Here is a 23,460-nt window from a genome sequence, read left to right as displayed (position 1 = left end):
ATTCTCAGCCCAGCGGATACACCACGTACGTCACGCCCGCCTTGATCGGCGTGTCCCACTTGGTGCCGTTCCAGCGCCGGAGCGCGCCGTCCTCGTCCGCGGCCAGGATGTGCCCGGGCGCGGCGGAGATGGAGCTCACCCGCCGGTCCACGTTGGGCGTCTCCGGGTCGTCGCCGTCCGCGATCGAGTACACCGTCAGCGACTGCTGCTTGCCCTGTTCGGTCAGGACCAGGAGCGTCCCGTCATCCTGCCAGGCGATGTCCACGATGGTCCGGCCCTCCTCCGGCGGGATCAGCTCCTCCAGCCCGCCGACCCGGTAGTCGGCCAGCCGCACGATGACGCCGATCTGCACGCTCTCCCCGGCGCCGTGGTCGGCGATGACGGCGGCCCTGACCCCGTCCCTGGCCACCCGGAACGCCTTCACGTTGGCGTTCTCCAGCTCCGGCGCGCTGACCTGCAACGGGCGGCCCTCCCTGGCGTGCCAGACGCGCGAGCCGTACGCCCCCTCCGGGGCGGTGCGCTCCACCGACCACACCTCGCCGTACCGGTCCCAGGAGGGCGGGGTGAGCGCGCCCTCGGCGGTGATCCAGCGCTGCCACTGGCTGCCGTCGACCAGGTCGGCGACCCAGATGCCGGGGTCCGGGCGGAGCGCGGCGACCCGGGTGTAGGGCAGCTCGGCCAGCGCCGGGTCGGTGAAGGCCTGGTTGGGCTGGCCGGCCGCGCCGGGCACCGGCACCGGCTCCTCGTTGGGGCGCGGCTCCTTCACCAGCGTGCCGTTGTGCACGAAGTAGCCGCCCGCCTGGGGGGACAGCACGGCCGGGTCGAAGTTCTGGTACTCCCGCTGCTGGAAGCGCAGCCCGCCGCCGGGGAAGGGCTCCCCGTTGACGGTGACCACGATGGGCAGCGCGGCCACGGCGCTGAAGGTCCAGGCCAGCTGCGCCTTCATGACGCGCAGCCGGTCCGGGGAACCGGCCAGCCGGGCCAGTTCGGAGCTGAAGTCCATCACCACGGCGTCGTCCTCGACCCGGATGTCGCGCAGGTCGGTGCCCTTGGGGAAGACGTTGCGCACGCCGTCGGCCAGCGGCTTGCTCGGCCCGGCCAGCAGCCGTTCGATCAGCGACTCGGGGAAGCCGCGGACCGGGTCGATGGGCAGCCGCACCCGGTCGGCGACCAGGCCCTGGCCCTCGATGTCGGGGTAGTAGAGCGTGACCCGCCGGTACGCCCTGGACAGGTCGTCAGGCCGCAGCAGCAGCCCGGCGGGAGCCGCCGAGATGCGCCACTGCCCGTCCAGCTTCACCAGCGCGATCTCGTCCACCACGCTGTTGTCGGTCCCGCTCGGCGCGGGCAGGTAGCGGCCCTCGGGATCGATGGTGGCGATGGTCTTGCCCTTGATGGGCAGCCGCAGCTCGGTGGCGTCCTGGTCGGGCAGCTCGGGCGAGGTGAACTTGCAGTCGCAGACGGTGGCTTTCGACCCGGAAGGGTGCCACTTCGCCCGCGCCTCCGGGGTAAGGTACATCTTGGCGATCATGCGGCTGGTGTCGTCGAACCCGGCCGTGGCCGCCTGGAAGCCCTGGATGATCTCCACGGGCGTGGCGTTCTGCCGCGGCTCGCTGGCGATGATCCGCACGTACGGCTGGCTCAGCGGGTCGCTGCCGCCGTCCTCCTTGTCCACCGTGGTGGGATTGCCGCTGGAGGGGACGATCGTGCACGCCGACACCGCGCCCAGCGCGACCAGGCCGGCCAGATAGCGTCTAGTCCACATCGAAAACCCCAGACTCGCCCGCCGCGGCCGACAGCACGGGCGTGGCCTGCCCGCGCCAGCTCCGGCGCATCTCCACCTCGGGGGGCACCAGCGGCAGCGGCGAGCCCTTCAGCTCGGCGCCGGCGAGCCGGGGCAGCGACAGCCGGAACTGGGTGCCCTCCCCCGGCGAGCCCCACGCCTGGAGCCATCCGCCGTGCAGGATCGCGTCCTCCCGCGAGATGGCCAGCCCGAGCCCGGTGCCGCCGATGGTCCTGGCCCGGGACGGGTCGGCCCGCCAGAACCGGTCGAAGACCATGTTCTCCTCACCCTGCCGCAGCCCCACCCCGTGGTCGCGTACGGCCACCGCCACCGCGTCCCGGTCGGCGCCGAGGGCGACCACGATGTCCTTGCCCTCGCCGTGCTCGATCGCGTTGAACAGCAGGTTGCGCAGGATGCGCTCGACCCGGCGGCTGTCGCACTCGGCCATGCACGGCTCGTTGGGCAGCCGCAGCTCGAACCGGGTGGCGTGCCGCTCGGCCAGCGCCTCGGAGTCGCCGACCGCGCGCAGCACCACGTCGCGCATGTCCACCGGCTCCAGGTCGAGGGTGGCCGCGCCCGCGTCGTACCGGCTGATCTCCAGCAGGTCGGCCAGCATGGACTCGAAGCGTTCGAGCTGGGCCTGCATCAGCTCGGCCGAGCGGGCCGCCATCGGGTCGAAGTCCTCGCGGGCCTCGTAGAGCAGGTCGGCGGCCATCCGCACGGTGGTCAGCGGGGTGCGCAGCTCGTGCGAGACGTCGGACACGAACTGGCGCTGGACCTGGGAGAGCTCCTCCAGCTGGTGGATCTTGAGGGCGAGGGTGCCGGCCATCTCGTTGAAGGAGGTGGCCAGCCGGGCCAGGTCGTCCTCGCCGCGGACCTTGAGGCGCTCCTCCAGGCGGCCGGAGGCCAGGCGTTCGGCGGCCTGGCGGGCCAGCCGTACGGGGGTGACGACCTGGCGGGTGACCAGGGAGGCGATCGCGGCCAGCAGCAGGACGAGGCCGGCGCCCACGATGACCAGCAGCTGGAGCACCGAGGAGAGGGTCTCCTCCTCTTCCTGGAGCGGGAACAGGTGGTAGATCTCGTACGTGCCGTCGGGGCTGAACACCAGCGAGCCGACCACGAAGCCGATCTGGTTGGGTTTGGCGTTGTCCAGGTAGCGCAGGGTGGCGGGCTGCCGCCAGGAGAGCGTGGTGGAGCCGCTCTTCATCAGGTCGCGGCGCAGGCGTTCCGGCACGCTGGCGGCGTCGATGCTGCCGGTGGCGCGGTCCTGCCCGACCGCGTCCTTGTTCAGGATGACCACGTCGTAGCGGGAGCCGGCGCGCTCGGCCAGGTCGCGGGCGGCCAGTTCGACGGGGGTGCCGACGGCGGCGGCGGGGTCGCCGCCCTTGGCCGGCACCTCGTTCTGGGAGACGGTGAAATATCCGGCGACGCTGGACACGTTGGCCTTCGCCTCGGCGGTCGCGGCCCGGGTCCGCCCGGCGATCATCGCGTCGGTGATCGACTGGAACAGGAACACGCCCAGCACGGCCACCACGACCATCGAGATCACCAGCGTGCTGGTGACCACCCGCAGTTGCAGCGAGCGCCGGTAGGCGCCGCGCAGCCGCCCGGCCAGCCGGCGGGCCCGCCGCCGCACGCCGCGCGCGATCTGCCGGAGCGTGCGCCGGGGCCGTTTGCCGCGCGCCTTCGGGGCGGAACCCGATGGGTTCCGCCCTGTCGCCGGCGCCGAGAGGCGAGCCATCCCGCTGGTACGGCTAGGCGGGGCCGGCCTTGTACCCGACCCCCCGCACGGTCACCACGATCTCCGGGTGCTCCGGGTCCTTCTCTATCTTCGCCCGCAGCCGCTGCACGTGGACGTTGACCAGCCGGGTGTCGGCCGCGTGGCGGTAACCCCAGACCTGCTCCAGCAGGACCTCCCGGGTGAACACCTGCCGCGGCTTGCGGGCCAGCGCGACCAGCAGGTCGAACTCCAGCGGCGTGAGGTTTATGGTCTCGTCGAGCCGCTTCACCGAGTGCCCGGCCACGTCGATGGTGATGTCGCCGATCTGCAGGATCTCCGGCGTCGGCTCGTCGGTACGGCGCAGCCGCGCCCGCACCCGCGCCACCAGCTCCTTGGGCTTGAACGGCTTGACGATGTAGTCGTCGGCGCCCGACTCGAGTCCGAGCACCACGTCGATGGTGTCGCTCTTGGCGGTGAGCATGACGATCGGCACGCCGGACTCGGCCCTGATCCGGCGGCAGACGTCGATGCCGTCGGCGCCGGGCAGCATGAGGTCGAGCAGGACCAGATCCGGGCGGGTGTCGCGGAACGCGTCCAGCGCCTTGTCGCCGTCGGACACGAACGACGGCTCAAACCCTTCTCCGCGCAACACGATGCCGAGCATCTCGGCGAGAGCGGCGTCGTCGTCGACGACCAGCACGCGTCCTTTCATGGCCCCTCATTCGTTCTTAGCGCAGTTTGGGAGGTATGGGGTGGATTTACCGGGTTTATGGGAAGGTTACCCGCGACCACCACATGGGTGATACACGACCATGACAAAGGATGGAGTTTAGGGGCTTGTGGTGGAACGCGCGATGATCTGACCGGATAAGGCCTACTTCGTGGGAACTCCATGGTGTGGTCACGTTCCAAGTCTGCGCTTTGACAACGCGTTTCTGCCATCCCGGGTTCACGGTTTCCCCACACGGAGGACCCCGGGTAGCCGTACATCATGCCAGGATTGGGACATGACAGACGGTCCCCCTGAGAACCCGCCGCCCGGCTGGGCGCCTCAGCAGCCCCCCGCGTACGGTCAGCCCGGCCCGGGTTCCTGGGCGGCGCCCGGTCAGCAGCCTCCGCCGCCACCGGGGTACGGGGGATATCCGGCCATGCCGCACAACCCTTATGGACCCTACGGCGCGCCGCCGGCGCTCAAGCCCGGGATCATCCCGCTCCGGCCGCTGACCATGGGTGACATGTTCAACGGCGCGATCGCCTCGGTGCGGGCCAACCCCAAGGCGACGCTCGGGCTCGCCGCCATCGTGGTGACCGTCAGCCAGCTGGCCGCGTTCGGCATCCAGCTGGCCACCGCCGGGTCCATGTTCGACGTGCTCAACATGGACGAGGCGGCGCTGGCCGACAACCCGGAGCAGATCCTGGGGCCCATCGCCACCTTCCTCGGCGGGACCATCCTCGGCGCCATCGTGTCGGTGATCGCCATGGTGGTGCTGACCGGCATGCTCACCAGCGTGGTCGGGCGGTCGGTCTTCGGCGAGTCCATCGGCATCGGCGAGGCCTGGCGGCAGACCGCCGGGCGGGTGCTCCCGCTGCTGGGGCTCGGCCTGGTGCAGACCGTGATGGTGTTCGGCATCTTCCTGGTTCCGCTGCTGTTCGTCGGCGTGCTGGTGGCGCCGCTGGTCGACGTCGGCGTGGCGGTGCTGCTCGTCTTCCTGTTCCTCGTGCTCGGCGTGATCGCGGCGGTGTTCCTCTACACGAAGATGGCCCTGGCCGGGGCCGCCGTGGTGCTGGAGCGCATCGGGGTGGCCGCCGCCATCGGCCGCTCCTTCCGGCTCGTACGCGGGGACTTCTGGCGGGTGTTCGGCATCCTGCTGCTGACCTCGATCATCGTCGGCCTCGTGTCGGCCGCGGTCGGCGCGCCCTTCCAGATCGCCGGGATGTTCACCGGCGGCGACGCGCAGAGCCTCGTCGAGGTGAGCGACGGCCTGTACACGTCGATGGCCCTGTCCACCATCGGGGCCATCATCGGCGGTGTGATCGCCAGCCCGTTCTCCGCCGCCGTCAACGCGCTGCTCTACGCCGACCGCCGGATGCGGGCCGAGGCGTTCGACCTGGTCCTGCAGACCGAGGCGCTGGAACGGCAGCGCGGCGGCATGCCCACGGGCCCGCAGGACCTCTGGCACCCGTCGTACGGCTCCGGCCAGCGTCCCCCGGGGTACTGGCCGCAGTGATCGCCTGGACGATCGCCCCGACGATCGCTGGGACCGACGTCCCGGTCGACATCGGCCGCGAAGCCGCCAGGGAGGCGGCGCTCCGCGAGCTGGCGCACCCGGTCTACCCGAAGGAGTCGTGGACGGACCGGCTGTTCCAGTACGTGACGGAGTGGATCGACGACCTGTTCCGGGCCGCCGGGGAGTTCCCCGGCGGCGCGGCCGCGCTGTTCGTGCTCGGCCTGATCGTGGCCGGCCTGGCCGTGCTGCTGCTGCGCGCCGCGGCCAGGGCCACCCGCTCGTCCGCCCCCACGGCCGAGCTGTACGACGAGCGGACGATGTCGGCCGCCGAGCACCGGGCCGCCGCCGAGCACCACGCGCTGCGCCACGAGTGGGCCGACGCCGTCCGGGAGCGCCTCCGCGCCATCGCCCGCGACCTGGAGGAACGCGCCATCGTGGACCCCCAGCCGGGCCGTACGGCCGCGGAGTTCGCCGCCGAGGCCGGGCGCGCCATGCCCGCGTTCGGGACGGAGCTGACCGCCGCCGCGCGGTACTTCGACGACGTCACCTACGGCGAGGCGCCCGGCGACCCCGCCTGGTACTCCATGCTGACCTCGCTGGACGAGCGCCTCCGGGTGGCCCGCCCGGCCCTGGCGGCCCGATGAGCGTCCCCACCACCCCGCGGATCCGCGACCGCTGGCGCACCTGGCGCGGCACGGTCGGCGCGCTGCTGCTCATCACCCTGGCCGCCGTGCTGATGGTCGGCCTGACCGCGCCGCGGCCCGGCGGCTACCTGGACGCCGAGGGCACCGGCCTGGGCGGCACGCACGCGCTGGTCGAGCTCCTGGCCGACCAGGGCGTACGGGTCGAGCAGGTGCGCACACTGGAGGAGGCGCGGGAGATCGCCACGCCCGACTCGCTGGTGGTGCTGGCCCGGCCCGAGTACCTGATCGACGGCGACGTGCTGGACCGCATCGACGACCTGCCCGGCGACCTGCTGCTGATCGAGCCGCTCGACGCGATGCTCCCCGAACTGGCCCCCGGCGCGAGCATGGGCTCGTACGAACCCGTGCGCAGCCGCGCGCCCGAGTGCGGCCTGCGCGAGGCCGTGCAGGCGGGCACGGCCAGGATGGGCGGCTCCTTCTACCAGCTGACCGGCCCGGACGCGCGCTGCTACGGCGGCGCCCTGATCCGGTACCGGCCCGGCGGCCGGACCACCACGATCGTCGGCTCCGGCGACTTCATGACCAACGGCAAACTGGCCGAGGACGGCAACGCCGCCCTGGCCATGAACCTGGTGGGCGCCAAACCCCGGGTGACCTGGTTCGCCCCCAGGATCCCGCTCGGCGACGAACCCCCCTCGACCCTGGAAGAACTGCTGCCAGAACAGGTCGACTGGCTCATCTGGAGCCTGATCGTGGCCGTCGGGCTGCTCGCCGTCGCGCAGGGCCGCAGGCTCGGCCCGGTGGTGGCCGAGAAACTCCCGGTCGTCGTGCGCGCCGCCGAGACCGCGGAAGGCCGCGGCCGCCTCTATCGGGCGCGCCGCGCCCGCGACCGGGCCGCGCACGCGCTGCGCGCCGCCTGCCTCGACCGCGTCGTGCCCCGGCTGGGGCTCTCCCCGGCCGCGGAGCCGGACGCGATCGTGGCGGCGATAGCCGTACGGGTCGGGCAGGATGCCGGACAGATCCGGTCCACCCTGTACGGCCCAGCGCCGGAGGACGACGCGCGGCTGGTCGCGCTGGCCCGGCGACTCGACCTCATCGAAAGGCAGGTAAGAGACTCGTGACGACACCCGACGCCTCCCGGGAGGCGCTGGCCGCGCTCCGCGCGGAGGTCGCCAAGGCGGTGGTCGGCCAGGACGCCGTCGTCACCGGCCTGGTGATCGCGCTGCTCTGCCGGGGCCACGTGCTCCTGGAGGGCGTGCCGGGCGTGGCCAAGACCCTCCTGGTACGGACGCTGTCCACGGCCCTCTCGCTGGACTTCAAGCGCGTGCAGTTCACTCCGGACCTGATGCCGGGCGACATCACCGGATCGCTGGTGTACGACGCCAAGACGGCCGCGTTCGAGTTCCACGAGGGCCCGGTCTTCACCAACCTGCTGCTCGCCGACGAGATCAACAGGACGCCGCCGAAGACGCAGGCCGCGCTGCTGGAGGCCATGGAGGAGCGGCAGGTGAGCGTGGAGGGCTCGGCCCGCGCGCTCCCCGACCCGTTCATCGTGGCCGCCACCCAGAACCCGATCGAGTACGAGGGCACCTACCAGCTGCCCGAGGCCCAGCTGGACCGGTTCCTGCTCAAGCTGACCGTGCCGCTGCCGCCCCGGGACCAGGAGATCGCGGTCCTGGACCGGCACGCCCGCGGCTTCGACCCGCGCGACCTGACCGAGATCAAGCCGGTGGCCTCGGCCGCCGACCTGGCCGCCGGGCGGGAGGCGGTGAGCCAGGTGCACGTCTCCCCCGAGGTGCTCGGCTACATCGTGGACATCGCGCGGGCCACCCGGCAGTCGCCCTCGCTCCAGCTGGGGGTCTCGCCGCGTGGCGCGACCGCGCTGCTGGCCGCCGCGCGGGCCTGGGGCTGGCTGTCCGGCCGCACGTACGTGACGCCGGACGACGTGAAGGCCCTCGCCAGGCCGGCGCTCCGGCACCGGATCCAGCTGCGTCCCGAGGCGGAGCTGGAGGGCGCGACGCCGGACGGGCTGCTGGACGGCGTGCTCGCCGCCGTACCCGTGCCGAGGTGAGCCGGGCGTGGCACTGACCCGCAGAGCCGGGCTCATCGCGCTGCTGGGCGCGGTGGCCGTGGTCCTGGCGCCCCGGCCCGGCCTGGCCTTCGGCCTGCTGCTGGGGCTGCTGGCCGTACTGATCGGCGTGGACCTGGCGCTGGCCGGGAGCGTGCGCGCGCTGCGCTTCCAGCGCCAGGGCGAGAACGCGCTGCGCCTCGGCGACTCCGCCGAGGTGACCCTGCTGGTGGAGAACCCGGGGTCGCGGCGGGTACGCGGGCGGGTGCGGGACGCCTGGGCGCCGAGCGTGCGCGCGACGCCCCGGGAGCAGCCGCTGGACGTGCCGCCGGGCGAGCGGCGCCGGCTCGTGTTCCGGCTGAGCCCGCTGCGGCGCGGCGACCACCGGGCGGTGGCGGTCACCGTACGGGCGTTCGGCCCGCTCGGCATCGCCGCCCGGCAGGGCTCCCACCTGGCGCCGTGGTCGGTCCGGGTGCTGCCACCGTTCCTGAGCCGCCGCCACCTGCCGTCCCGGCTGGCCCGGCTGCGCGAACTGGACGGCAGGCATCCGGCGCTGGTCCGCGGCCAGGGCACCGAGTTCGACTCGCTGCGGGAGTACGTGGTCGGCGACGACGTGCGGTCGATCGACTGGCGGGCCACCGCGCGGCGGCAGGACGTGGTGGTGCGCACCTGGCGGCCCGAGCGGGACCGGCGGGTGCTGATCGTGCTGGACACCGGCCGTACCTCGGCGGGCCGGGTCGGCGTCGACCCGACCTCGGGCGACCCGGCCGGGTGGCCCCGGCTGGACTGGTCCATGGACGCGGCGCTGCTGCTGGCGGCGCTGGCCGCCAAGGCCGGGGACCGGGTGGACTTCCTCGCCCACGACCGGACGGTCCGGGCCTGGGTGTCGGGGGCCTCGCGGACCGAGACCCTGCCGGCGCTGGTGAACGCGATGGCGCCGCTGGAGGCGGAGTTGGTGGAGGCGGACGCGCCGGGCATGGTGGCGGCGGTGCTCACCCGGGCCCGGCGGCGCTGCCTGGTGGTGCTGCTCACCGACCTCAACGCGGCGGCGCTCGAGGAGGGCCTGCTGCCGGTGCTGCCCCAGCTGTCGGCGCGCCACCAGGTGCTGGTGGCGGCCGTCGCCGACCCCCGGGTGGCCGAGCTGGCCGCCGGCCGGGACAGCGCGGAGCAGGTGTACGACGCCGCCGCCGCGGAGAAGCTGCGCGGCGATCGGCGGCGCATCACCGCGCGCCTGCGCCGCCACGGCGTGGAGGTCGTGGACGCCCTCCCCGAAGACGCCGCGCCGGCGCTGGCCGACGCGTACCTCGCGCTGAAGGCCGCCGGCCGGCTCTAACTGGCAGGAATGTAGTCGGGGGCGTTGTCGATGTCGCCGGTCTCGCCGGCGCGGGCGGCGCGGCGGCCGTACACGATCACGTAGGTGAGGAAGGCGGCCTCGGCGAGCACGCCGATGCCGATCCTGGCCCAGGTGGGCAGGGAGGACGGCGTCACCAGGGCCTCGATCAGGCCGGCGACCAGGAGGACCACGATGAGGCCGACGACCACGGTCATCACCGCGCGGCCCTGTTCGGCGAGGACCTGGCCGCGTGGGCGGGGGCCCGGTGAGACCACGGCCCAGCCCACCCGCATCCCGGCCGCCGCCGCCAGCAGCACGGCGGTCAGCTCCAGCAGGCCGTGCGGGGTGATCAGGCCGAAGAAGACGTCGCCGCGTCCCGCGTCGACCATGAGGCCGCCGGCGACGCCCACGTTGGAGGCGTTGGCGTACAGGATCATGGGGATGGGCAGGCCCATCAGGGCCGCGGAGGCGATGCACTGCGCGGCCACCCAGGCGTTGTTCAGCCAGACGTGGGTGGCGAAGGAACCGGCGGGGTTCTCGCTGTAGTAGTTCGCGAAGTCGTGCTCGACCAGCTGCCTGATCTCCTCCGGGGTGCCCACCGCGGCGCGCACCTCCGGGTTGCCGGCCACCCACGCGCCGAACAGCACCGACGCCACCGCGAAGGCCACCGCCGTCCACAGCCACCAGCGCCAGGTCCGGTACGTGACGACCGGGAACGACACCGTCCAGAACTTCACGAACTCCCGCCAGGCGGGCGCGTGCGCGCCGGTCACCGCGGAACGGGCCTGGGCCACCAGCGCGGACAGCCGTCCCACCAGCATCGGGTCGCGGGAGGCCGAGCGCACGATGGACAGATGGGTGGCGACGCGCTGGTAGAGGTCCACCAGTTCGTCGATCTCGGCGCCATCGAGGCCGCGCCGCCGTTTCACCAAGTGCTCCAGCCGGTTCCAGGTGGGCTGGTGAGCGGTCACGAATGCGTCGATGTCCACAATGGGGAGCCTAGTAGGGTTCGGGATGTGTCCGATGTTGTGACCGGCGACGCCGTCGTCGTCGATGTGCAGATCGCCCAGTTGCCGATCCGGGCCGGGGCGCGGCTCATCGACGCGGCCATCCAGGCGGTGCTGCTGCTGGGGGCGGTCCTCCTGGTCAGCCAGCTCTGGGGCAGCCTCGGGCTGGACGACTCCATCCTGCAGGCCGTCATCATCCTGTTCCTGGTGCTGCTGCTGGTCGGCTACCCGCTGATCTTCGAGTCGCTGACGCGGGGCCGTACGCCCGGGAAGATGGCCCTCGGGCTGCGGGTGGTGTCCGACGACGGCGGGCCGCAGCGGTTCCGGCAGGCGATGTTCCGGGCGCTGTCCGGCACGGTGGAGATCTACGCGCTCAGCGCCGCGCCCGCGGTGATCTGCTCGCTGGCGCACCCGCGCGGCAAGCGGCTCGGCGACGTCTTCGCCGGGACCATGGTCATCTCGGAGCGCGGTCCGCGCCGGGACGGGCCCGCGCCGGAGATGCCGCCCCCGCTGGCGGGATGGGCGGCCGGGCTGGAGTTGTCGCAGCTGACCGAGGAGGCGGCGGCGATGGCGCGGCAGTACCTGGCGCGCTGGCACCAGCTCAACGCGGTCGCCCAGTTCGAGATGGGCCGGCGCATCGCGGCCCAGGTGGCGGCCGTGGTCTCGCCGCCTCCGCCGCCGGGCGTGCCGCCGCACGCGTACCTGGCCGCCGTCCTGGCCGAGCGCCGCCGCCGCGAGTCGGTACGGCTGGAGCACGCCAAACAGGGCACGACTCCGCAACCGGCCGGGTACCAGGCGCCCCATCAAGCGCCGTATCAGCCGCCCTACGCGGCACCGGGCCAGGCTCCGTATCAGGTGCCCGATCCGTCGCCGTTCGCGCCGCCGTATGCCGAACCTGCGCAGGCAGCCAGCCCGACATATCCGGGTTTTCCGGGGTATCGGCCGACGCCACCGTCAGGGCCGCCGGTCCCGCTGCCGCCGCCGAATGAGAGCACTCCAGGCCCGACTCCCGGGGGATTCGCGCCACCCGTCTGAGATTGGGATGTTTAGGGCGATAGCACCGGGTACCTGTGGTTTACGCAGGCACGGGGCATGCCTGCAGTGGGGTTGGGCGGGTACGTCCGGAGCGCAGAGGGAGAGACGCACCGGCCGTACCCGCCCTTTTCGCGGCCCGCTCAGGTGACTGGCCCGAAATGAGGGGCGCGCGAGTTCTTTCACAGGAGTGGTACCCGCGGCTCCCGCAGACGGAACGGCCCCCGCCGTTACGGGCGAGGGCCGTCCGCTAGCCGATCTCCAGCCGGACTGGCCGGCCGTCGGTCGACGGGGTTCTGCTAGTGGCCGCCGTGCCCACCGTGACCGCCGTGACCGCCGTGACCGCCGTGGCCACCATCGTGACCGTGGCCGCCGCGCTCCTTGTAGGAGGGCTGGGTCTGCACGTTGAAGATGTCGTACTTGACGTTCTTCGCACCACGGGTGCGACGGTCGTCCACCTTCAGGATGTCCAGGCCGCGGGAGAACTCGGAGCCGTAGATGTAGCCGTTGTAGTAGTAGGCCGACCAGTAGCCGTCGAACAGGTCGGCGCCGGGACCGCGCTCGAAGTAGCCGATCTCGTGCGGGTTGCGCGAGTCGGTGAAGTCCCAGATCGAGATGCCGCCCTGGTACCAGGCCTGGACCATGATGTCGCGGCCGTCCACCGGGATCAGCGAGCCGTTGTGCGCCACGCAGTTCTCGGTGTCCGCCTGGTGCCGCGCAATCTTGAAGTAGCTCTTGAAGGTCATCTCGTTACGCCGGGAGATGTCGAAGATGGCGTCCGCGCCGCGCTTGGGACCGATGGTCTCGTTGCAGGTCGCCGCGGTGCCACCACCGAGCTCGTCGGTGAAGATGACCTTGTCGCCCCGGTTGTTGAACGTGGCGGAGTGCCAGAACGCGAAGTTCTCGTCATCGCGTACGACGTCCACGACGCGCGGGGCCTCGGGGTTGCGGATGTCCATCAGGATGCCCTCACCCATGCACGCACCGGCCGCGAGGTCCTTCTCCGGGTACGCGGTGATGTCGTGGCAGCCGCTCGTCGCCGAGGTCCGCTCCGGGTACGGCAGGGTCTCGCCGGGGTTGCCGCCGTCGGGGAACAGGTTGGGCGTGGCGATGACGCTCGCGTTCTGCGGGTCGCGCAGCGGGACCTTGATGATGGAGATCAGGTCATGCGGCGGCTGGCAGTCCGGGAACGACGCGGACGGGCTGTAGGAGGAGACGTACAGGTAGACGTTCTTCCGGTCCTTGCCCGGCACCAGGGTGTGGGTGTGCGAACCGCAGTTGGTCTCGATCGACTTGACGTAGCGCGGGTTGGCCTTGTCGCTGATGTCGAAGACGCGGATGCCTTCCCACGACTCCTTGACCGCGGCCGACTGCGCCGTGCTCTGGCAGGAGTCGTTGTTGCGGGAGGAGTCCACGGAACCGAACAGGAGGTTGCCGTACACGGACACGTCCATCTGGGAGCCCGGGCACAGCACCGCGCTGACCAGCTTGGGCTTCTTCGGGTTCTTGATGTCGTAGATCGAGAACCCGTTGTAGTTGCCCATGAAGGCGTAGTCGCCCTGGAACGCGAGGTCGGTGTTGATGTTGCCGGAAAGAGCTTCCGGACGCGGGATGTTGGCGACGTGCTCGACGTTGTCGCTCATGTCGATCGCGCCGGGGGGCAGGATGTCAGCGGCCTGAGCCGGCGTCGTGGAGAGTGCTAACGCACCCGCGGCACCGAGCACGGCGAGCAGACGCCCGGCCCTGCGGAGGGGGGACATTGAGGGAACCTCCGGGTAAAAAGGATGCAAACACCCCTGATCGTTTCTTTACTGGACGGGTCAGGCAAGCCGTCAATATGTCACATTTCTCTGACGATCTGTCTTCTTTACGTCACAAGCCGAGGGCCATAGGTTCCTCAGAACGACCGAAAGGGGGACGGGTGCGCACAGCTCTCCTCAGCATGGCCAGGCGCAATCGCTCCGCGAACACATCCTTAAGGACCGAAATGCGCAGAGTTCTCCTGGTCATCCTGGGTGCCGCCCTCCTGACGGCCTGCTCGTCGCCGCCCGAACCCACCGTCGTCAGCGGCGCTCCGGTCATCGTCCCCGGCAGGCCCGGCGAGGTCGCCGCCACCCTCAGCCCCGGCCAGACCGTCGCCCCCGTGCCCTCCCCCACGGTCAACGCCACCGACGTGCGGTACGTCCAGGACATGATCGTCCACCACCGCCAGGCCCTCGAAATGGCCGCGCTCGCCCCCGAACGCGCCCAGTCGACCTCGCTGAAGGCCCTGGCCAGCCGGATCTACGACGCCCAGGGCCCCGAGATCAAGGCCATGTCCAGCTGGCTGGAGCAGGAGGGCCTGCGCGAGGCCGACCACCACGCCGACCACTCCGGCATGCCCGGCATGGCCACCCCCGCCCAGCTCACCGACCTCCGCAACGCCTCCGGCGAGGACTTCGACACCCGCTTCGTCAGCCTGATGGTCGCCCACCACCAGGGCGCCATCACCATGGCGGAGAAGGAGATGATCAACGGTTCCCACGACCGGGTCCTCGGCTGGGCCCAGGACATCGTGGCCGAGCAGAGCGCCGAGATCGCGCGCCTGAACCGCCTGCTCGGGTAGCGGGCCGCCTGGGGTCCAGCACCCAGGCACGCCGGGGTATGACTCGCATAGGGGCGTGCGCCGATGGGAGGCGGACCGCATGGACAGCCCGGCGGCGTGGCGGAAGGCTGGAGACATGAACGATCGGGGCGCACGGCGGGGGACGGCGCGGACCCCCGCGCAGGCGCTGTTCTGGCGGCTGTTCGTGCTCAACGGGCTGGTCTTCACGGCGGGCACGCTCGTGCTCGCCCTGTCCCCGGCCACCGTGTCCTCGCCGCTGCTGCTGACCGAGGTGCCGGTGCTGACGGTCGGGCTGGCGCTGATCCTGGCCGCCAACGCGCTGCTGCTGCGCTCCAGCCTGGCTCCGCTGGACGCGCTGGCCACGCTGATGCAGCGGGTGGACCTGCTGCGGACCGGCGACCGCATCCCGGAGAACGGCAACAGCGACCTCACCCATCTGTTCCACACGTTCAACTCGATGCTCGACCGGCTGGAGGCCGAACGCAGCGCGAGCAGCGCGTACGCGCTGGCCGCGCAGGAGGGCGAGCGGCAGCGCATCGCCCGCGAGCTGCACGACGAGATCGGCCAGAGCCTGACCGTGGTGCTGCTGGGCCTGAAGCGGGCCGTGGACCGCGCGCCCGGCGACCTGCGGGAGGAGCTGCACGCCGCCCAGGAGACCGTCCGCGCCAGCCTGGACGAGGTGCGGCAGGTGGCCCGCCGGCTCCGCCCCGGCGTGCTGGAAGACCTCGGTCTGCACAGCGCGATGAGCGCCCTGAGCAGCGACTTCTCGCAGGCGAGCGGGATCGCGGTGACCCGCAGGGTGGACTCCGAGCTGCCCGCCCTGGGCGCGGACGCCGAGCTCGTGCTCTACCGGATCGCCCAGGAGAGCCTCACCAACGTGGCCAGGCACGCCCAGGCGAAGCGGGTGGAGCTGTCCCTGACCGCGGACTCCGGCGAGGTGACGCTGCGCATCCGCGACGACGGGCGCGGCGGCGTGCGCCAGGACGGGGCCGGCATCCGGGGCATGCGCGAACGCGCCCTGCTCGTCCGGGCCCGCCTCACGATCGACTCCCCACCCGGCGGCGGCACCGAGGTGCGCCTGGTCATCCCGGAGGAACCGAACCGGTGAACAAGACACGCATCCTGCTGGCCGACGACCACGCCCTCGTACGGCACGGCCTGCGCCTGATCATCGACGCGGAGCCCGACCTGACCGTGGTCGCCGAGGCCGCCGACGGCGCCGAGGCGGTCGAGGCCGCCACCCCCGAGGAGGTCGACCTGGCCATCCTGGACATCGCCATGCCCCGCATGACCGGCATCCAGGCGGCCCGCGAGATCTCCCGCCGCGCCCCCGGCATCCGCATCCTGATGCTCTCCATGTACGACAACGAGCAGTACTTCTTCGAGTCCCTCAAGGCGGGCGCCTCCGGCTACGTGCTCAAGTCGGTGGCCGACCGCGACCTGCTGGAGGCGTGCCGGGCGGCCATCCGGGGCGAGCCCTTCCTCTACCCCGGCGCGGTCACCGCGCTGATCCGGGACTACCTGCAGCGCGACCGGCAGGGCGAGCGCCTGCCCGAGAGCATCCTGACCCCCCGCGAGGAGGAGATCGTCAAGCTGATCGCCGAGGGCAACTCGGCCAAGGAGATCGCCCAGACCCTGGTCATCAGCGTCAAGACCGTGGACCGGCACCGCGCCAACATCCTGCAGAAGCTCGGCATGCGGGACCGGCTTGAACTGACCCGCTACGCGATCAGGGCCGGTCTCGTGGAGCCGTGAGACTCAGCTGCCCAGCCGCCAGGAATGCAGGTACGACTCCTGCTCGGGAGTGAGGGTGTCGATCGTGATGCCGGTGGCGGCGAGTTTGAGGCCGGCCACCTGGGTGTCGATGTGGGTGGGCACGTCGTACACGCCGGGGGCGAGACGGCTGTGCTCGCCGGCCAGCCAGGCGGCGGCGAGGGCCTGCGCGGAGAAGGACATGTCCATGACGGCGGCCGGATGCCCCTCGGCAGCCGTCAGGTTGACCAGGCGGCCCTCGGCGAGCAGCAGCAACCGCCGGCCCTTCAGCAGGTACTCGTCCATGTTCGGGCGGATTCCCGGGTGTACGGCCTCGGCCAGCTCGGCCAGGGCGCGGACGTCGATCTCGACGTCGAAGTGGCCGGCGTTGGCCAGGATCGCGCCGTCCTTCATCTCCACCAGGTGTTCGGCGCGGATCACGTCCCGGTTGCCGGTGACGGTGACGAAGACGTCCCCGATGACGGCCGCCTCGGCCATGGAGCGCACCTCGTAGCCCTGCATGGAGGCGTCCAGGGCCTTCACCGGGTCGATCTCGGTGACGATCACCCGGGCCCCCAGGCCCTTGGCCCGTTCGGCCACCCCCCGGCCGCAGTACCCGAACCCCGCCACCACCACCGTACGGCCGGCCAGCAGCGCGTTCGTGGCCCGCATGATGCCGTCGAAGGTGGACTGGCCGGTTCCGTACCGGTTGTCGAACATGCGCTTGGTGCGGGTGTCGTTGACGGCGACCATCGGGAACTTGAGGGCGTTCTCGGCGGCCATCTGGCGGAGCCGGATGATGCCGGTCGTGGTCTCCTCGCAGCCGCCGAGCACGGTGATCTCGGTCCGCTCGGTGTGCAGGATGTTGACCAGGTCGCAGCCGTCGTCCAGGACCAGGTCGGGGGCGATGTCCAGGGCGCGGTGGATGTGGCGGTAGTAGGTGTCGCGGTCCACCCCCGCCCTGGCGTGCACGGCGATGCCGTACTCGGCCAGGGCGGCGGCGACGTCGTCCTGGGTGGAGAGCGGGTTGGAGGCGGCCAGGGCGATCTCCGCGCCGCCGGCCCGCAGGGCGCCCATCAGCACCGCGGTCTCGGCCGTCACGTGCAGGCAGGCCGCGATGCGCATCCCGTCGAACGGCAGCTCCCCGGCGAACCGCGCGCCGACGGCGGTCAGCACCGGCATGGACCGCGAGGCCCAGCCGATCCGCCGCTCCCCGGCCTCGGCCAGCGATCCGTCCACGAACTCCCCCATCGGAAAGGGGCCCCGGACCGGGGCCCCTCGGTGTCCTAGTACCGGTAGTGGTCCGGCTTGTACGGACCCTCGACGTCCACGCCGATGTACTCGGCCTGCTTCTTGGTGAGCGTGGTCAGCTTCACCCCGAGCGCGTCCAGGTGGAGCCGGGCGACCTTCTCGTCCAGGTGCTTGGGCAGCACGTACACGCCGATCGGGTACTGCTCGGTCTTGGTGAACAGCTCGATCTGGGCGATCACCTGGTTGGTGAAGGAGTTGGACATCACGAACGACGGGTGGCCGGTCGCGCAGCCCAGGTTCATCAGGCGGCCCTCGGCCAGCACGATGATCTGGTGGCCGTCGGGGAAGGTCCAGGTGTGCACCTGGGGCTTGACCTCCTCCTTGACGATGCCGGGGATGCGGGCCAGGCCGGCCATGTCGATCTCGTTGTCGAAGTGGCCGATGTTGGACACGATCGCGTTGTGCTTCATCCGCGACATGTGCTCGGCGGTGATGATGCTGAAGTTGCCGGTGGTGGTGACGAAGATGTCGGCGATGCCGACCACGTCCTCCAGGGTGGTGACCTGGAAGCCGTCCATGGCCGCCTGGAGCGCGCAGATCGGGTCGATCTCGGTGACGATGACGCGGGCGCCCTGGCCGCGGAGCGCGTCCGCGCAGCCCTTGCCGACGTCGCCGTAGCCGGCGACCACGGCCACCTTGCCGCCGATCAGCACGTCGGTGGCGCGGTTCAGGCCGTCGATCACCGAGTGGCGGCAGCCGTACTTGTTGTCGAACTTGGACTTGGTGACCGAGTCGTTCACGTTGATGGCCGGGAAGAGCAGCTGGCCGTTGTTGAACATCTCGTACAGGCGGTGCACGCCGGTGGTGGTCTCCTCGGTGACGCCCTTGATCGCCTCGGCGACGCCCGTCCAGCGCTTGGAGTCGTCCACCGTACGGCGGAGCAGGTCGAGGATGATCCCCCACTCCTCGGGGTCGTCCTCGGCGGCGGTCGGCACGACGCCGGCCTTCTCGAACTCGGCGCCCTTGTGCACCAGCAGGGTGGCGTCGCCGCCGTCGTCCAGGATCATGTTGGGGCCGCTGCCGTCGGGCCAGCGCAGCGCCTGGTCGGTGCACCACCAGTACTCTTCCAGCGTCTCGCCCTTCCAGGCGAAGACCGGCACGCCCGACGGCTCCTCGACGGTGCCCTCGGGGCCGACGACGACCGCGGCGGCGGCGTGGTCCTGGGTGGAGAAGATGTTGCACGAGACCCAGCGCACGTCGGCGCCGAGCGCGACCAGCGTCTCGATCAGGACGGCGGTCTGGATGGTCATGTGCAGCGAGCCCATGATCTTCGCGCCGCGCAGGGGCTGGCTGGCGGCGAACTCGCTGCGGGTCGCCATCAGGCCCGGCATCTCGTGCTCAGCGAGTCGGATCTCCCTGCGGCCGAAGCCGGCAAGCGAAAGGTCGGCGACCTTGAAGTCCATCTGGGGTGTCCCCTCTCGTAACGACGTCTGCGAGTTTAGGGGCCGAAACACCCTCAGCGCACCGTCAGACGGGCGAACCTGACACAAGAATGTAAGGATCGCCGGAATCGCCTATCGTGGGGGCATGCGGATTACCGAAGCGGCGGCGCGGCTGGGCATGTCCCCGCGCATGCTCCGCTACCGAGAGGCGCTCGGGTTGCTGCCGCCGGTACGCGACAAGGGGTCGCATCGGAGGTTCGGCACGGAGGAGCTCGCGGCCGTCACCCAGGCCGTCGAGCTGGAACGCCGGTTCGACGTGTCCCCGGCGGAGCTGGCGTTCGCGCTGCGGGCGCTGTCGGAGCCCGCCGTGGCCCAGGCCGTACGCGACCTGGGCATCCGGATCGGCAGGATCCAGGCGCCCCGCAGGGCGCTGGACTTCGAGCAGGAGAAGGCGCTGCGGCTACTCCGCGGCCGGTAGCGAGGCGGCCCGGTCGCGCCGGTCCAGGTCGGGCTCCAGGTAGATCACCCGGGCGATCGGGACCTGGGCGCGGATGCGCTGCTCGGCCTCGTCGATGCCGCGGGCCACCTCGGCGGCCGTGTCGTCGTGGTCCACCGCGATCTTGGCGGCCACCAGGAGCTCCTCCGGGCCGAGGTGCAGGGTGCGCATGTGGATGATCCTGGTCACCTCGGGCGCGCTCTCCAGCGCCGCGCGGATCTGCTGCTCCATCTCCGGGCCCGCGCCCTCGCCGATCAGCAGCGACTTCGTCTCCAGCGCCAGGATCACCGCGATGATCGCCAGCAGCACGCCGATCATGACCGTGCCGATGCCGTCCCAGACCGGGTCCCCGGTCACGACCGCCATCGTTACGCCGAACAGCGCGAAGATCAGGCCGAGCAGCGCGCCCAGGTCCTCCAGCAGCACCACCGGCAGCTCGGGCGACTTGGAGCGGCGGATGAACGCCACCCACGACTGCGACCCGCGCACGTGGTTGGACTCCTGGATGGCGGTGCGGAAGGAGAACAGCTCCGCGATGATCGCGAAGATCAGCACCCCGAAGGCCCACTGCGGCGAGGTGATCTCCTCCGGGTGCGAGATCTTGTGATAGCCCTCGTACAGCGAGAAGACCGCGCCGATGGTGAACAGCACGACGGCGACCACGAACGCGTAGAAGTAGCGCTCCCGGCCGTAGCCGAACGGGTGCTCGGCCGTGCGTTCTCGCGCCGCGCGCCGGGCGCCGACCAGCAGCAGCGCCTGGTTGCCCGAGTCGGCGACGGAGTGCACCGACTCGGCGAGCATGGATGACGATCCCGTGAACAGGAACGCCACGAATTTCGCCACCGCGATGGCCAGATTCGCGACCAACGCCGCGATGATCGCCTTGGTACCGCCACCCGCGCTCACAGAACACTCCTCAAGAAGCCAAGAAGCCGACCAAGGAGATCCTATTGGCCAATTCTGGCCTTCAGTTCGGCAATGGCCGAGACCGGGGCCGGATCGACGCCGTAGCCGAGGGAAAGATAGACGCTCGCGTAGTCGCCCAGGCCGACGACGGTGGCCAGGCGCTCCAGCGGATGGCCGGCCTCGGCGGCGATCTCGGAGACCGGGACGCCCCGGTCCTGCGCCAGCCGCACCGCCGCCTGGCGGGCCTTGGCCACCTGGGGGTGCTCCTCCGAGTCGCGCAGCACCAGCAGGCGCAGCGACCTTCCCGGGCTGTCGGCGAAGATGTCACGCTCGGCGAGGGGGCCGTCCAGGGCGGCCAGCTGGTTGTGCCCGGCCTCCGGGATCTCCCCCCAGAGCGCCGGATACCGGGCGTTCTCGTTGAGCTGCGTGGCCAGCCGGTACGCGGCGACCGCCATCAGCCGCGACGACCCCCACACCATCGGCACGCTCTCGGCCAGCTCCTCGGCGAGCGTCTTGCCCGGGTTGATGAACGACTCGCTGGACGGGCGGCACCGGTGCGCCACGTCCTCCAGGCGCTTGGCCGCCGACTCGAACAGGTCCGCGCCCGCCTCGACCAGGCCGAGCGAGGCGGCGGCGGCGACCAGCGGCACCACCAGCGCCCACAGCGCCGCCCTGGGCTGCCCGGCCACGGTCACCGGCACGAACGGCGCGTTCCGCTGGGTGGCCAGCGCCTGCAGCGGCGAGCCCGTGCCGCCCACCACCAGCAGCCGGCAGCCGCGCCGGGCGGCCTCGGCGGCCAGCGCCAGGGTCTCCTGGGTGTCGCCGGTGCTGGACACGGCCATCACCAGGTCGGCGGCGCCCACCCAGCCGGGCAGCCGGTGCCCGCGCACGGTCGTGACCGGCACCGGGCAGCCGTACCCGCAGACCGCCTCCAGGACGTCCCCGGCCACGCCGGAGGCGCCCATGCCGGCCACCACGATCGCGCGTGGCCGTCCCTCGGACGCGATGGCGTCCACGGAGGCCTCGACGGCGGCGCGGTGCGCGGTGCGGATCTGGGCGGCCGAGGAGGCGACCGAGACCAGCATGCCCGAGGGATCCCCTTCGGCCAGGTACGCCTGGTCGTCGAGCTTCTCAGGCTCCCAGTTCATGCCTTCCGGGCCTCGTCCACGAGGAGCACCGGGATGTCGTCCCGCACCGGGTAGACCAGCCCGCAGGACTCGGACGTGCACGCCAGCTCGTCGCTGTCGGCGGACACCCGCAGCGGGGACTTGCACGAGGGGCAGGCCAGGATGTCCAGCAGCCAGTCGTCGATCTTCAAATCCCTTGTACCTCTCTCAGAACCTCGTCGCGCACCGCAGCCATCGTCGCCGCGTCGGCGCCCTCGGCGTTCAGCCGGAGCAGCGGCTCGGTGTTGGACGCGCGCAAGTTGAACCACCAGTCGGTGCCGGTCACGGTCAGGCCGTCCAGCTCGTCGAACGTAACACCGTCCCGGGCCGCGAAGACCGCGCGGACCTGCGCGATCGCGGCGGCCTGGTCCGGGACGGTGCTGTTGATCTCGCCGGAGGCCGCATACCGGGCGTAACCGGCGAGCACCTCCGACAGCGGGCGCTCCTGCTCGCCGAGCGCGGCCAGCACGTGCAGCGCGGCCAGCAGGCCCGAGTCGGCGAACCAGAAGTCCCGGAAGTAGTAGTGCGCCGAGTGCTCGCCGCCGAAGACCGCGCCGGTCCTGGCCATCTCGGCCTTGATGTAGGAGTGCCCGACCCGGGTGCGGACCGGCCGGCCGCCGTGCTCGCGGACGATCTCCGGCACCCCGGTGGAGGTGATCAGGTTGTGGATGATCGTCGAGCCGGGGTGCTTGGCCAGCTCCCGCACGGCCACCAGCGCGGTGATCGTGGACGGCGAGACCGACGCGCCGTGCTCGTCGACGACCCAGCAGCGGTCGGCGTCCCCGTCGAAGGCCAGCCCGATGTCGGCGCCGTGGTCGAGCACGGCCCGCTGCAGGTCGCGGAGGTTCTCCGGCTCCAGCGGGTTGGCGTCGTGGTTGGGGAAGTCGCCGTCCAGTTCGAAGTAGAGCGGGACGAGCGTGACCGGCAGGCCCGCGAACACCTCGGGGACGGTCAGCCCGCCCATGCCGTTGCCCGCGTCCGCGACCACCTTCAGCGGCCGGATGCCGGACAGGTCCACCAGGCCGCGCAGGTGGTCGGCGTACCCGGCCAGCAGGTTCTTCTCGGTGACGGCCCCGGACGGCCGGCCCAGCGGGGAGCCGAGCAGTTCCGCGGCCCGGTCCCTGATCTCGGTCAGGCCGGTCTCCGCGCCGATCGGCACCGCGCCCGCGCGGCACATCTTCATGCCGTTGTAGCGAGCCGGGTTGTGGCTGGCGGTGAACATCACGCCGGGCAGGTCCAGGCTGCCGCTGGCGTAGTAGAGCAGGTCGGTGGAGCCGAGCCCGGCGTTGATCACGTCCGCGCCCCGGGTGGTCGCGCCGCGCGCGAAGGCGGCGGCCAGCGGCCCTGAGGACTCCCGCATGTCGTGGGCCATCACCAGCGAGACGGCCCCGGTGACCTCCACGAAGGCGGCCCCCACGGCTTCGGCGATCTCCTCGTCCAGTTCGCCGGGAACCACGCCGCGCACATCGTACGCCTTGAAGATCGTGGCGAGGTCGCCCACTCCAGCCCCTAAGAAGTTCGCGAATACTACGGTTCGAGCCTATCGGGCCTGAACGGTCAGCGTTCGCGGTTGGGCTGGGCCGACTTGAGCACCCGCAGATGGCCTCGGCGGCCCACCTCGACCGCCTGCCCGGTCGGCTCTCCGGCCGAAGGGGCCGGTCGCGCCGCCTCGCGCACGGCGTTGGCCAGCGCCTCCAGGTCGTCACCGCTCGGGGCGCCCGGCTCGTACGGCAGGCGCACCACCTCCCACCCTCGGGGCGCGGTGAGCCGCTCGGCGTGTTCCGCGCACAGGTCATAGCAGTGCGGCTCGACGTACGTCGCCAGCGGGCCCAGAACTGCGGTCGAGTCGGCGTACACGTACGTGAGTGTGAAGACGGCAGGCTGCCTGCAGGCGGTACGGGAACAGCTGCGGACGGGGCTCACGGAGGGACCGTATCCGGTCCGCGTGCACATTGCCACCACCCGGCCCCTCTTAACGAGCGTGTCGCCACAATCCGGACACTCACCTGGGGGTTCCGCGCCTCCCATAA

General features: G+C 71.6%; 22 protein-coding genes. 10 read left to right on the top strand and 12 right to left on the bottom strand.

Features of this window, described 5'->3' with window-relative positions:
* Window positions 1-4: 4 nt before the first annotated feature.
* The 3 genes from Aph01nite_RS01945 to mtrA are packed head-to-tail and all read right to left on the bottom strand — an operon-like array spanning window position 5 to window position 4,212.
* Window positions 5-1,762, bottom strand: a complete 1,758-nt coding sequence (locus Aph01nite_RS01945) for an LpqB family beta-propeller domain-containing protein (RefSeq protein ID WP_204038939.1) — start codon at window positions 1,760-1,762, stop codon at window positions 5-7.
* Window positions 1,752-3,521, bottom strand: a complete 1,770-nt coding sequence (gene mtrB, locus Aph01nite_RS01940) for an MtrAB system histidine kinase MtrB (RefSeq protein ID WP_204038938.1) — start codon at window positions 3,519-3,521, stop codon at window positions 1,752-1,754. Before mtrB ends, Aph01nite_RS01945 begins: the two co-directional genes overlap by 11 nt.
* Window positions 3,522-3,534: 13 nt before the next feature.
* Window positions 3,535-4,212, bottom strand: a complete 678-nt coding sequence (gene mtrA / locus Aph01nite_RS01935) for an MtrAB system response regulator MtrA (protein WP_155339034.1) — start codon at window positions 4,210-4,212, stop codon at window positions 3,535-3,537.
* A gap of 295 nt (window positions 4,213-4,507) precedes the next feature.
* Here mtrA and Aph01nite_RS01930 point away from each other — a divergent pair, with 295 nt between their 5' ends.
* Genes Aph01nite_RS01930 through Aph01nite_RS01910 form a run of 5 tightly spaced genes read left to right on the top strand, consistent with a single transcriptional unit; the run spans window position 4,508 to window position 9,773 of the window.
* Window positions 4,508-5,728 (top strand): DUF7847 domain-containing protein, encoded by a 1,221-nt coding sequence (locus Aph01nite_RS01930; RefSeq protein WP_204038937.1) that lies wholly within the window; start codon window positions 4,508-4,510, stop codon window positions 5,726-5,728.
* Window positions 5,725-6,372, top strand: coding sequence for a DUF4129 domain-containing protein (locus Aph01nite_RS41045; protein WP_239161320.1), 648 nt, complete (start codon window positions 5,725-5,727; stop codon window positions 6,370-6,372). The genes Aph01nite_RS01930 and Aph01nite_RS41045 overlap by 4 nt, the downstream gene beginning before the upstream one ends.
* The gene (locus Aph01nite_RS01920; RefSeq protein WP_204038936.1) at window positions 6,369-7,493 is read left to right on the top strand and encodes a DUF4350 domain-containing protein; all 1,125 of its coding nucleotides are present in this window, start codon (window positions 6,369-6,371) and stop codon (window positions 7,491-7,493) included. Before Aph01nite_RS41045 ends, Aph01nite_RS01920 begins: the two co-directional genes overlap by 4 nt.
* A complete protein-coding gene (locus tag Aph01nite_RS01915) occupies window positions 7,490-8,443 on the top strand; it encodes an AAA family ATPase (protein WP_204038935.1) in 954 nt (317 codons plus the stop codon). The genes Aph01nite_RS01920 and Aph01nite_RS01915 overlap by 4 nt, the downstream gene beginning before the upstream one ends.
* 7 nt (window positions 8,444-8,450) lie before the next feature.
* A complete protein-coding gene (locus Aph01nite_RS01910; protein ID WP_204038934.1) occupies window positions 8,451-9,773 on the top strand; it encodes a DUF58 domain-containing protein in 1,323 nt (440 codons plus the stop codon).
* Here Aph01nite_RS01910 and Aph01nite_RS01905 read toward each other — a convergent pair.
* Entirely contained in the window at window positions 9,770-10,762 is a 993-nt protein-coding gene (locus Aph01nite_RS01905) for a stage II sporulation protein M (RefSeq protein WP_204038933.1), read from the bottom strand. The two genes, Aph01nite_RS01910 and Aph01nite_RS01905, sit on opposite strands and share 4 nt — an antisense overlap.
* Window positions 10,763-10,789: 27 nt before the next feature.
* Between Aph01nite_RS01905 and Aph01nite_RS01900 the strand changes: the two genes are divergently transcribed.
* The gene (locus tag Aph01nite_RS01900) at window positions 10,790-11,815 is read left to right on the top strand and encodes an RDD family protein (protein ID WP_204038932.1); all 1,026 of its coding nucleotides are present in this window, start codon (window positions 10,790-10,792) and stop codon (window positions 11,813-11,815) included.
* 296 nt (window positions 11,816-12,111) lie between these two features.
* On the opposite strand, the gene Aph01nite_RS01895 is transcribed toward Aph01nite_RS01900, so the two are convergent.
* Window positions 12,112-13,572, bottom strand: a complete 1,461-nt coding sequence (locus Aph01nite_RS01895; protein WP_204038931.1) for an LVIVD repeat-containing protein — start codon at window positions 13,570-13,572, stop codon at window positions 12,112-12,114.
* A gap of 227 nt (window positions 13,573-13,799) precedes the next feature.
* On the opposite strand from Aph01nite_RS01895, the gene Aph01nite_RS01890 reads away from it, so the two are divergent.
* From Aph01nite_RS01890 to Aph01nite_RS01880, 3 genes are all read left to right on the top strand, one after another.
* On the top strand, window positions 13,800-14,417 hold the full coding sequence (locus Aph01nite_RS01890) for a DUF305 domain-containing protein (RefSeq protein WP_204038930.1): 618 nt from the start codon (window positions 13,800-13,802) through the stop codon (window positions 14,415-14,417).
* 115 nt (window positions 14,418-14,532) lie between these two features.
* The gene (locus tag Aph01nite_RS01885) at window positions 14,533-15,525 is read left to right on the top strand and encodes a HAMP domain-containing sensor histidine kinase (protein WP_204038929.1); all 993 of its coding nucleotides are present in this window, start codon (window positions 14,533-14,535) and stop codon (window positions 15,523-15,525) included.
* Window positions 15,522-16,172: a response regulator gene (locus Aph01nite_RS01880; RefSeq protein WP_204038928.1), complete on the top strand. Its 651-nt coding sequence runs from the start codon at window positions 15,522-15,524 to the stop codon at window positions 16,170-16,172. Before Aph01nite_RS01885 ends, Aph01nite_RS01880 begins: the two co-directional genes overlap by 4 nt.
* 3 nt (window positions 16,173-16,175) lie before the next feature.
* Here the strand turns inward: Aph01nite_RS01880 and Aph01nite_RS01875 are convergent, their stop codons facing one another.
* The gene (locus Aph01nite_RS01875; protein ID WP_204038927.1) at window positions 16,176-17,420 is read right to left on the bottom strand and encodes an adenosylhomocysteinase; all 1,245 of its coding nucleotides are present in this window, start codon (window positions 17,418-17,420) and stop codon (window positions 16,176-16,178) included.
* 35 nt (window positions 17,421-17,455) lie between these two features.
* Entirely contained in the window at window positions 17,456-18,883 is a 1,428-nt protein-coding gene (gene ahcY, locus Aph01nite_RS01870) for an adenosylhomocysteinase (protein ID WP_204038926.1), read from the bottom strand.
* A gap of 124 nt (window positions 18,884-19,007) precedes the next feature.
* On the opposite strand from ahcY, the gene Aph01nite_RS01865 reads away from it, so the two are divergent.
* Window positions 19,008-19,340, top strand: a complete 333-nt coding sequence (locus tag Aph01nite_RS01865; RefSeq protein ID WP_204038925.1) for a MerR family transcriptional regulator — start codon at window positions 19,008-19,010, stop codon at window positions 19,338-19,340.
* Here the strand turns inward: Aph01nite_RS01865 and Aph01nite_RS01860 are convergent.
* From Aph01nite_RS01860 to Aph01nite_RS01840, 5 genes are read right to left on the bottom strand one after another with little or no spacing between them, the layout of a single operon-like run.
* Window positions 19,323-20,264, bottom strand: coding sequence for a cation diffusion facilitator family transporter (locus tag Aph01nite_RS01860; protein ID WP_204038924.1), 942 nt, complete (start codon window positions 20,262-20,264; stop codon window positions 19,323-19,325). The two genes, Aph01nite_RS01865 and Aph01nite_RS01860, sit on opposite strands and share 18 nt — an antisense overlap.
* 41 nt (window positions 20,265-20,305) lie before the next feature.
* Window positions 20,306-21,412, bottom strand: a complete 1,107-nt coding sequence (locus Aph01nite_RS01855; protein ID WP_204038923.1) for an SIS domain-containing protein — start codon at window positions 21,410-21,412, stop codon at window positions 20,306-20,308.
* A complete protein-coding gene (locus Aph01nite_RS01850) occupies window positions 21,409-21,582 on the bottom strand; it encodes a Trm112 family protein (RefSeq protein WP_204038922.1) in 174 nt (57 codons plus the stop codon). Before Aph01nite_RS01850 ends, Aph01nite_RS01855 begins: the two co-directional genes overlap by 4 nt.
* Window positions 21,579-22,931, bottom strand: coding sequence for a phosphomannomutase/phosphoglucomutase (locus tag Aph01nite_RS01845; protein WP_204038921.1), 1,353 nt, complete (start codon window positions 22,929-22,931; stop codon window positions 21,579-21,581). Before Aph01nite_RS01845 ends, Aph01nite_RS01850 begins: the two co-directional genes overlap by 4 nt.
* A gap of 56 nt (window positions 22,932-22,987) precedes the next feature.
* Window positions 22,988-23,353: a DUF3499 domain-containing protein gene (locus Aph01nite_RS01840; protein ID WP_204038920.1), complete on the bottom strand. Its 366-nt coding sequence runs from the start codon at window positions 23,351-23,353 to the stop codon at window positions 22,988-22,990.
* Between the last annotated feature and the right edge of the window lie 107 nt (window positions 23,354-23,460).

Origin of the sequence: Acrocarpospora phusangensis (assembly GCF_016862995.1) — a bacterium.
Classification (GTDB): Bacteria; Actinomycetota; Actinomycetes; order Streptosporangiales; family Streptosporangiaceae; genus Acrocarpospora; species Acrocarpospora phusangensis.
This window is presented reverse-complemented; position numbering and strand designations above follow the sequence as displayed.

Excerpts from the sequence above, each read along its gene's own strand:
- mtrA (WP_155339034.1), bottom strand. The coding sequence starts at position 4,212 with ATGAAAGGACGCGTGCTGGTCGTCGACGACGACGCCGCTCTCGCCGAG.
- Aph01nite_RS01920 (WP_204038936.1), top strand. The coding sequence starts at position 6,369 with ATGAGCGTCCCCACCACCCCGCGGATCCGCGACCGCTGGCGCACCTGG.
- Aph01nite_RS01855 (WP_204038923.1), bottom strand. The coding sequence starts at position 21,412 with ATGAACTGGGAGCCTGAGAAGCTCGACGACCAGGCGTACCTGGCCGAA.
- Aph01nite_RS01875 (WP_204038927.1), bottom strand. The coding sequence starts at position 17,420 with ATGGGGGAGTTCGTGGACGGATCGCTGGCCGAGGCCGGGGAGCGGCGG.
- Aph01nite_RS01885 (WP_204038929.1), top strand. The coding sequence starts at position 14,533 with ATGAACGATCGGGGCGCACGGCGGGGGACGGCGCGGACCCCCGCGCAG.
- Aph01nite_RS01865 (WP_204038925.1), top strand. The coding sequence starts at position 19,008 with ATGCGGATTACCGAAGCGGCGGCGCGGCTGGGCATGTCCCCGCGCATG.
- mtrB (WP_204038938.1), bottom strand. The coding sequence starts at position 3,521 with ATGGCTCGCCTCTCGGCGCCGGCGACAGGGCGGAACCCATCGGGTTCC.
- Aph01nite_RS01895 (WP_204038931.1), bottom strand. The coding sequence starts at position 13,572 with ATGTCCCCCCTCCGCAGGGCCGGGCGTCTGCTCGCCGTGCTCGGTGCC.
- Aph01nite_RS01890 (WP_204038930.1), top strand. The coding sequence starts at position 13,800 with ATGCGCAGAGTTCTCCTGGTCATCCTGGGTGCCGCCCTCCTGACGGCC.
- ahcY (WP_204038926.1), bottom strand. The coding sequence starts at position 18,883 with ATGGACTTCAAGGTCGCCGACCTTTCGCTTGCCGGCTTCGGCCGCAGG.
- Aph01nite_RS01930 (WP_204038937.1), top strand. The coding sequence starts at position 4,508 with ATGACAGACGGTCCCCCTGAGAACCCGCCGCCCGGCTGGGCGCCTCAG.
- Aph01nite_RS01945 (WP_204038939.1), bottom strand. The coding sequence starts at position 1,762 with ATGTGGACTAGACGCTATCTGGCCGGCCTGGTCGCGCTGGGCGCGGTG.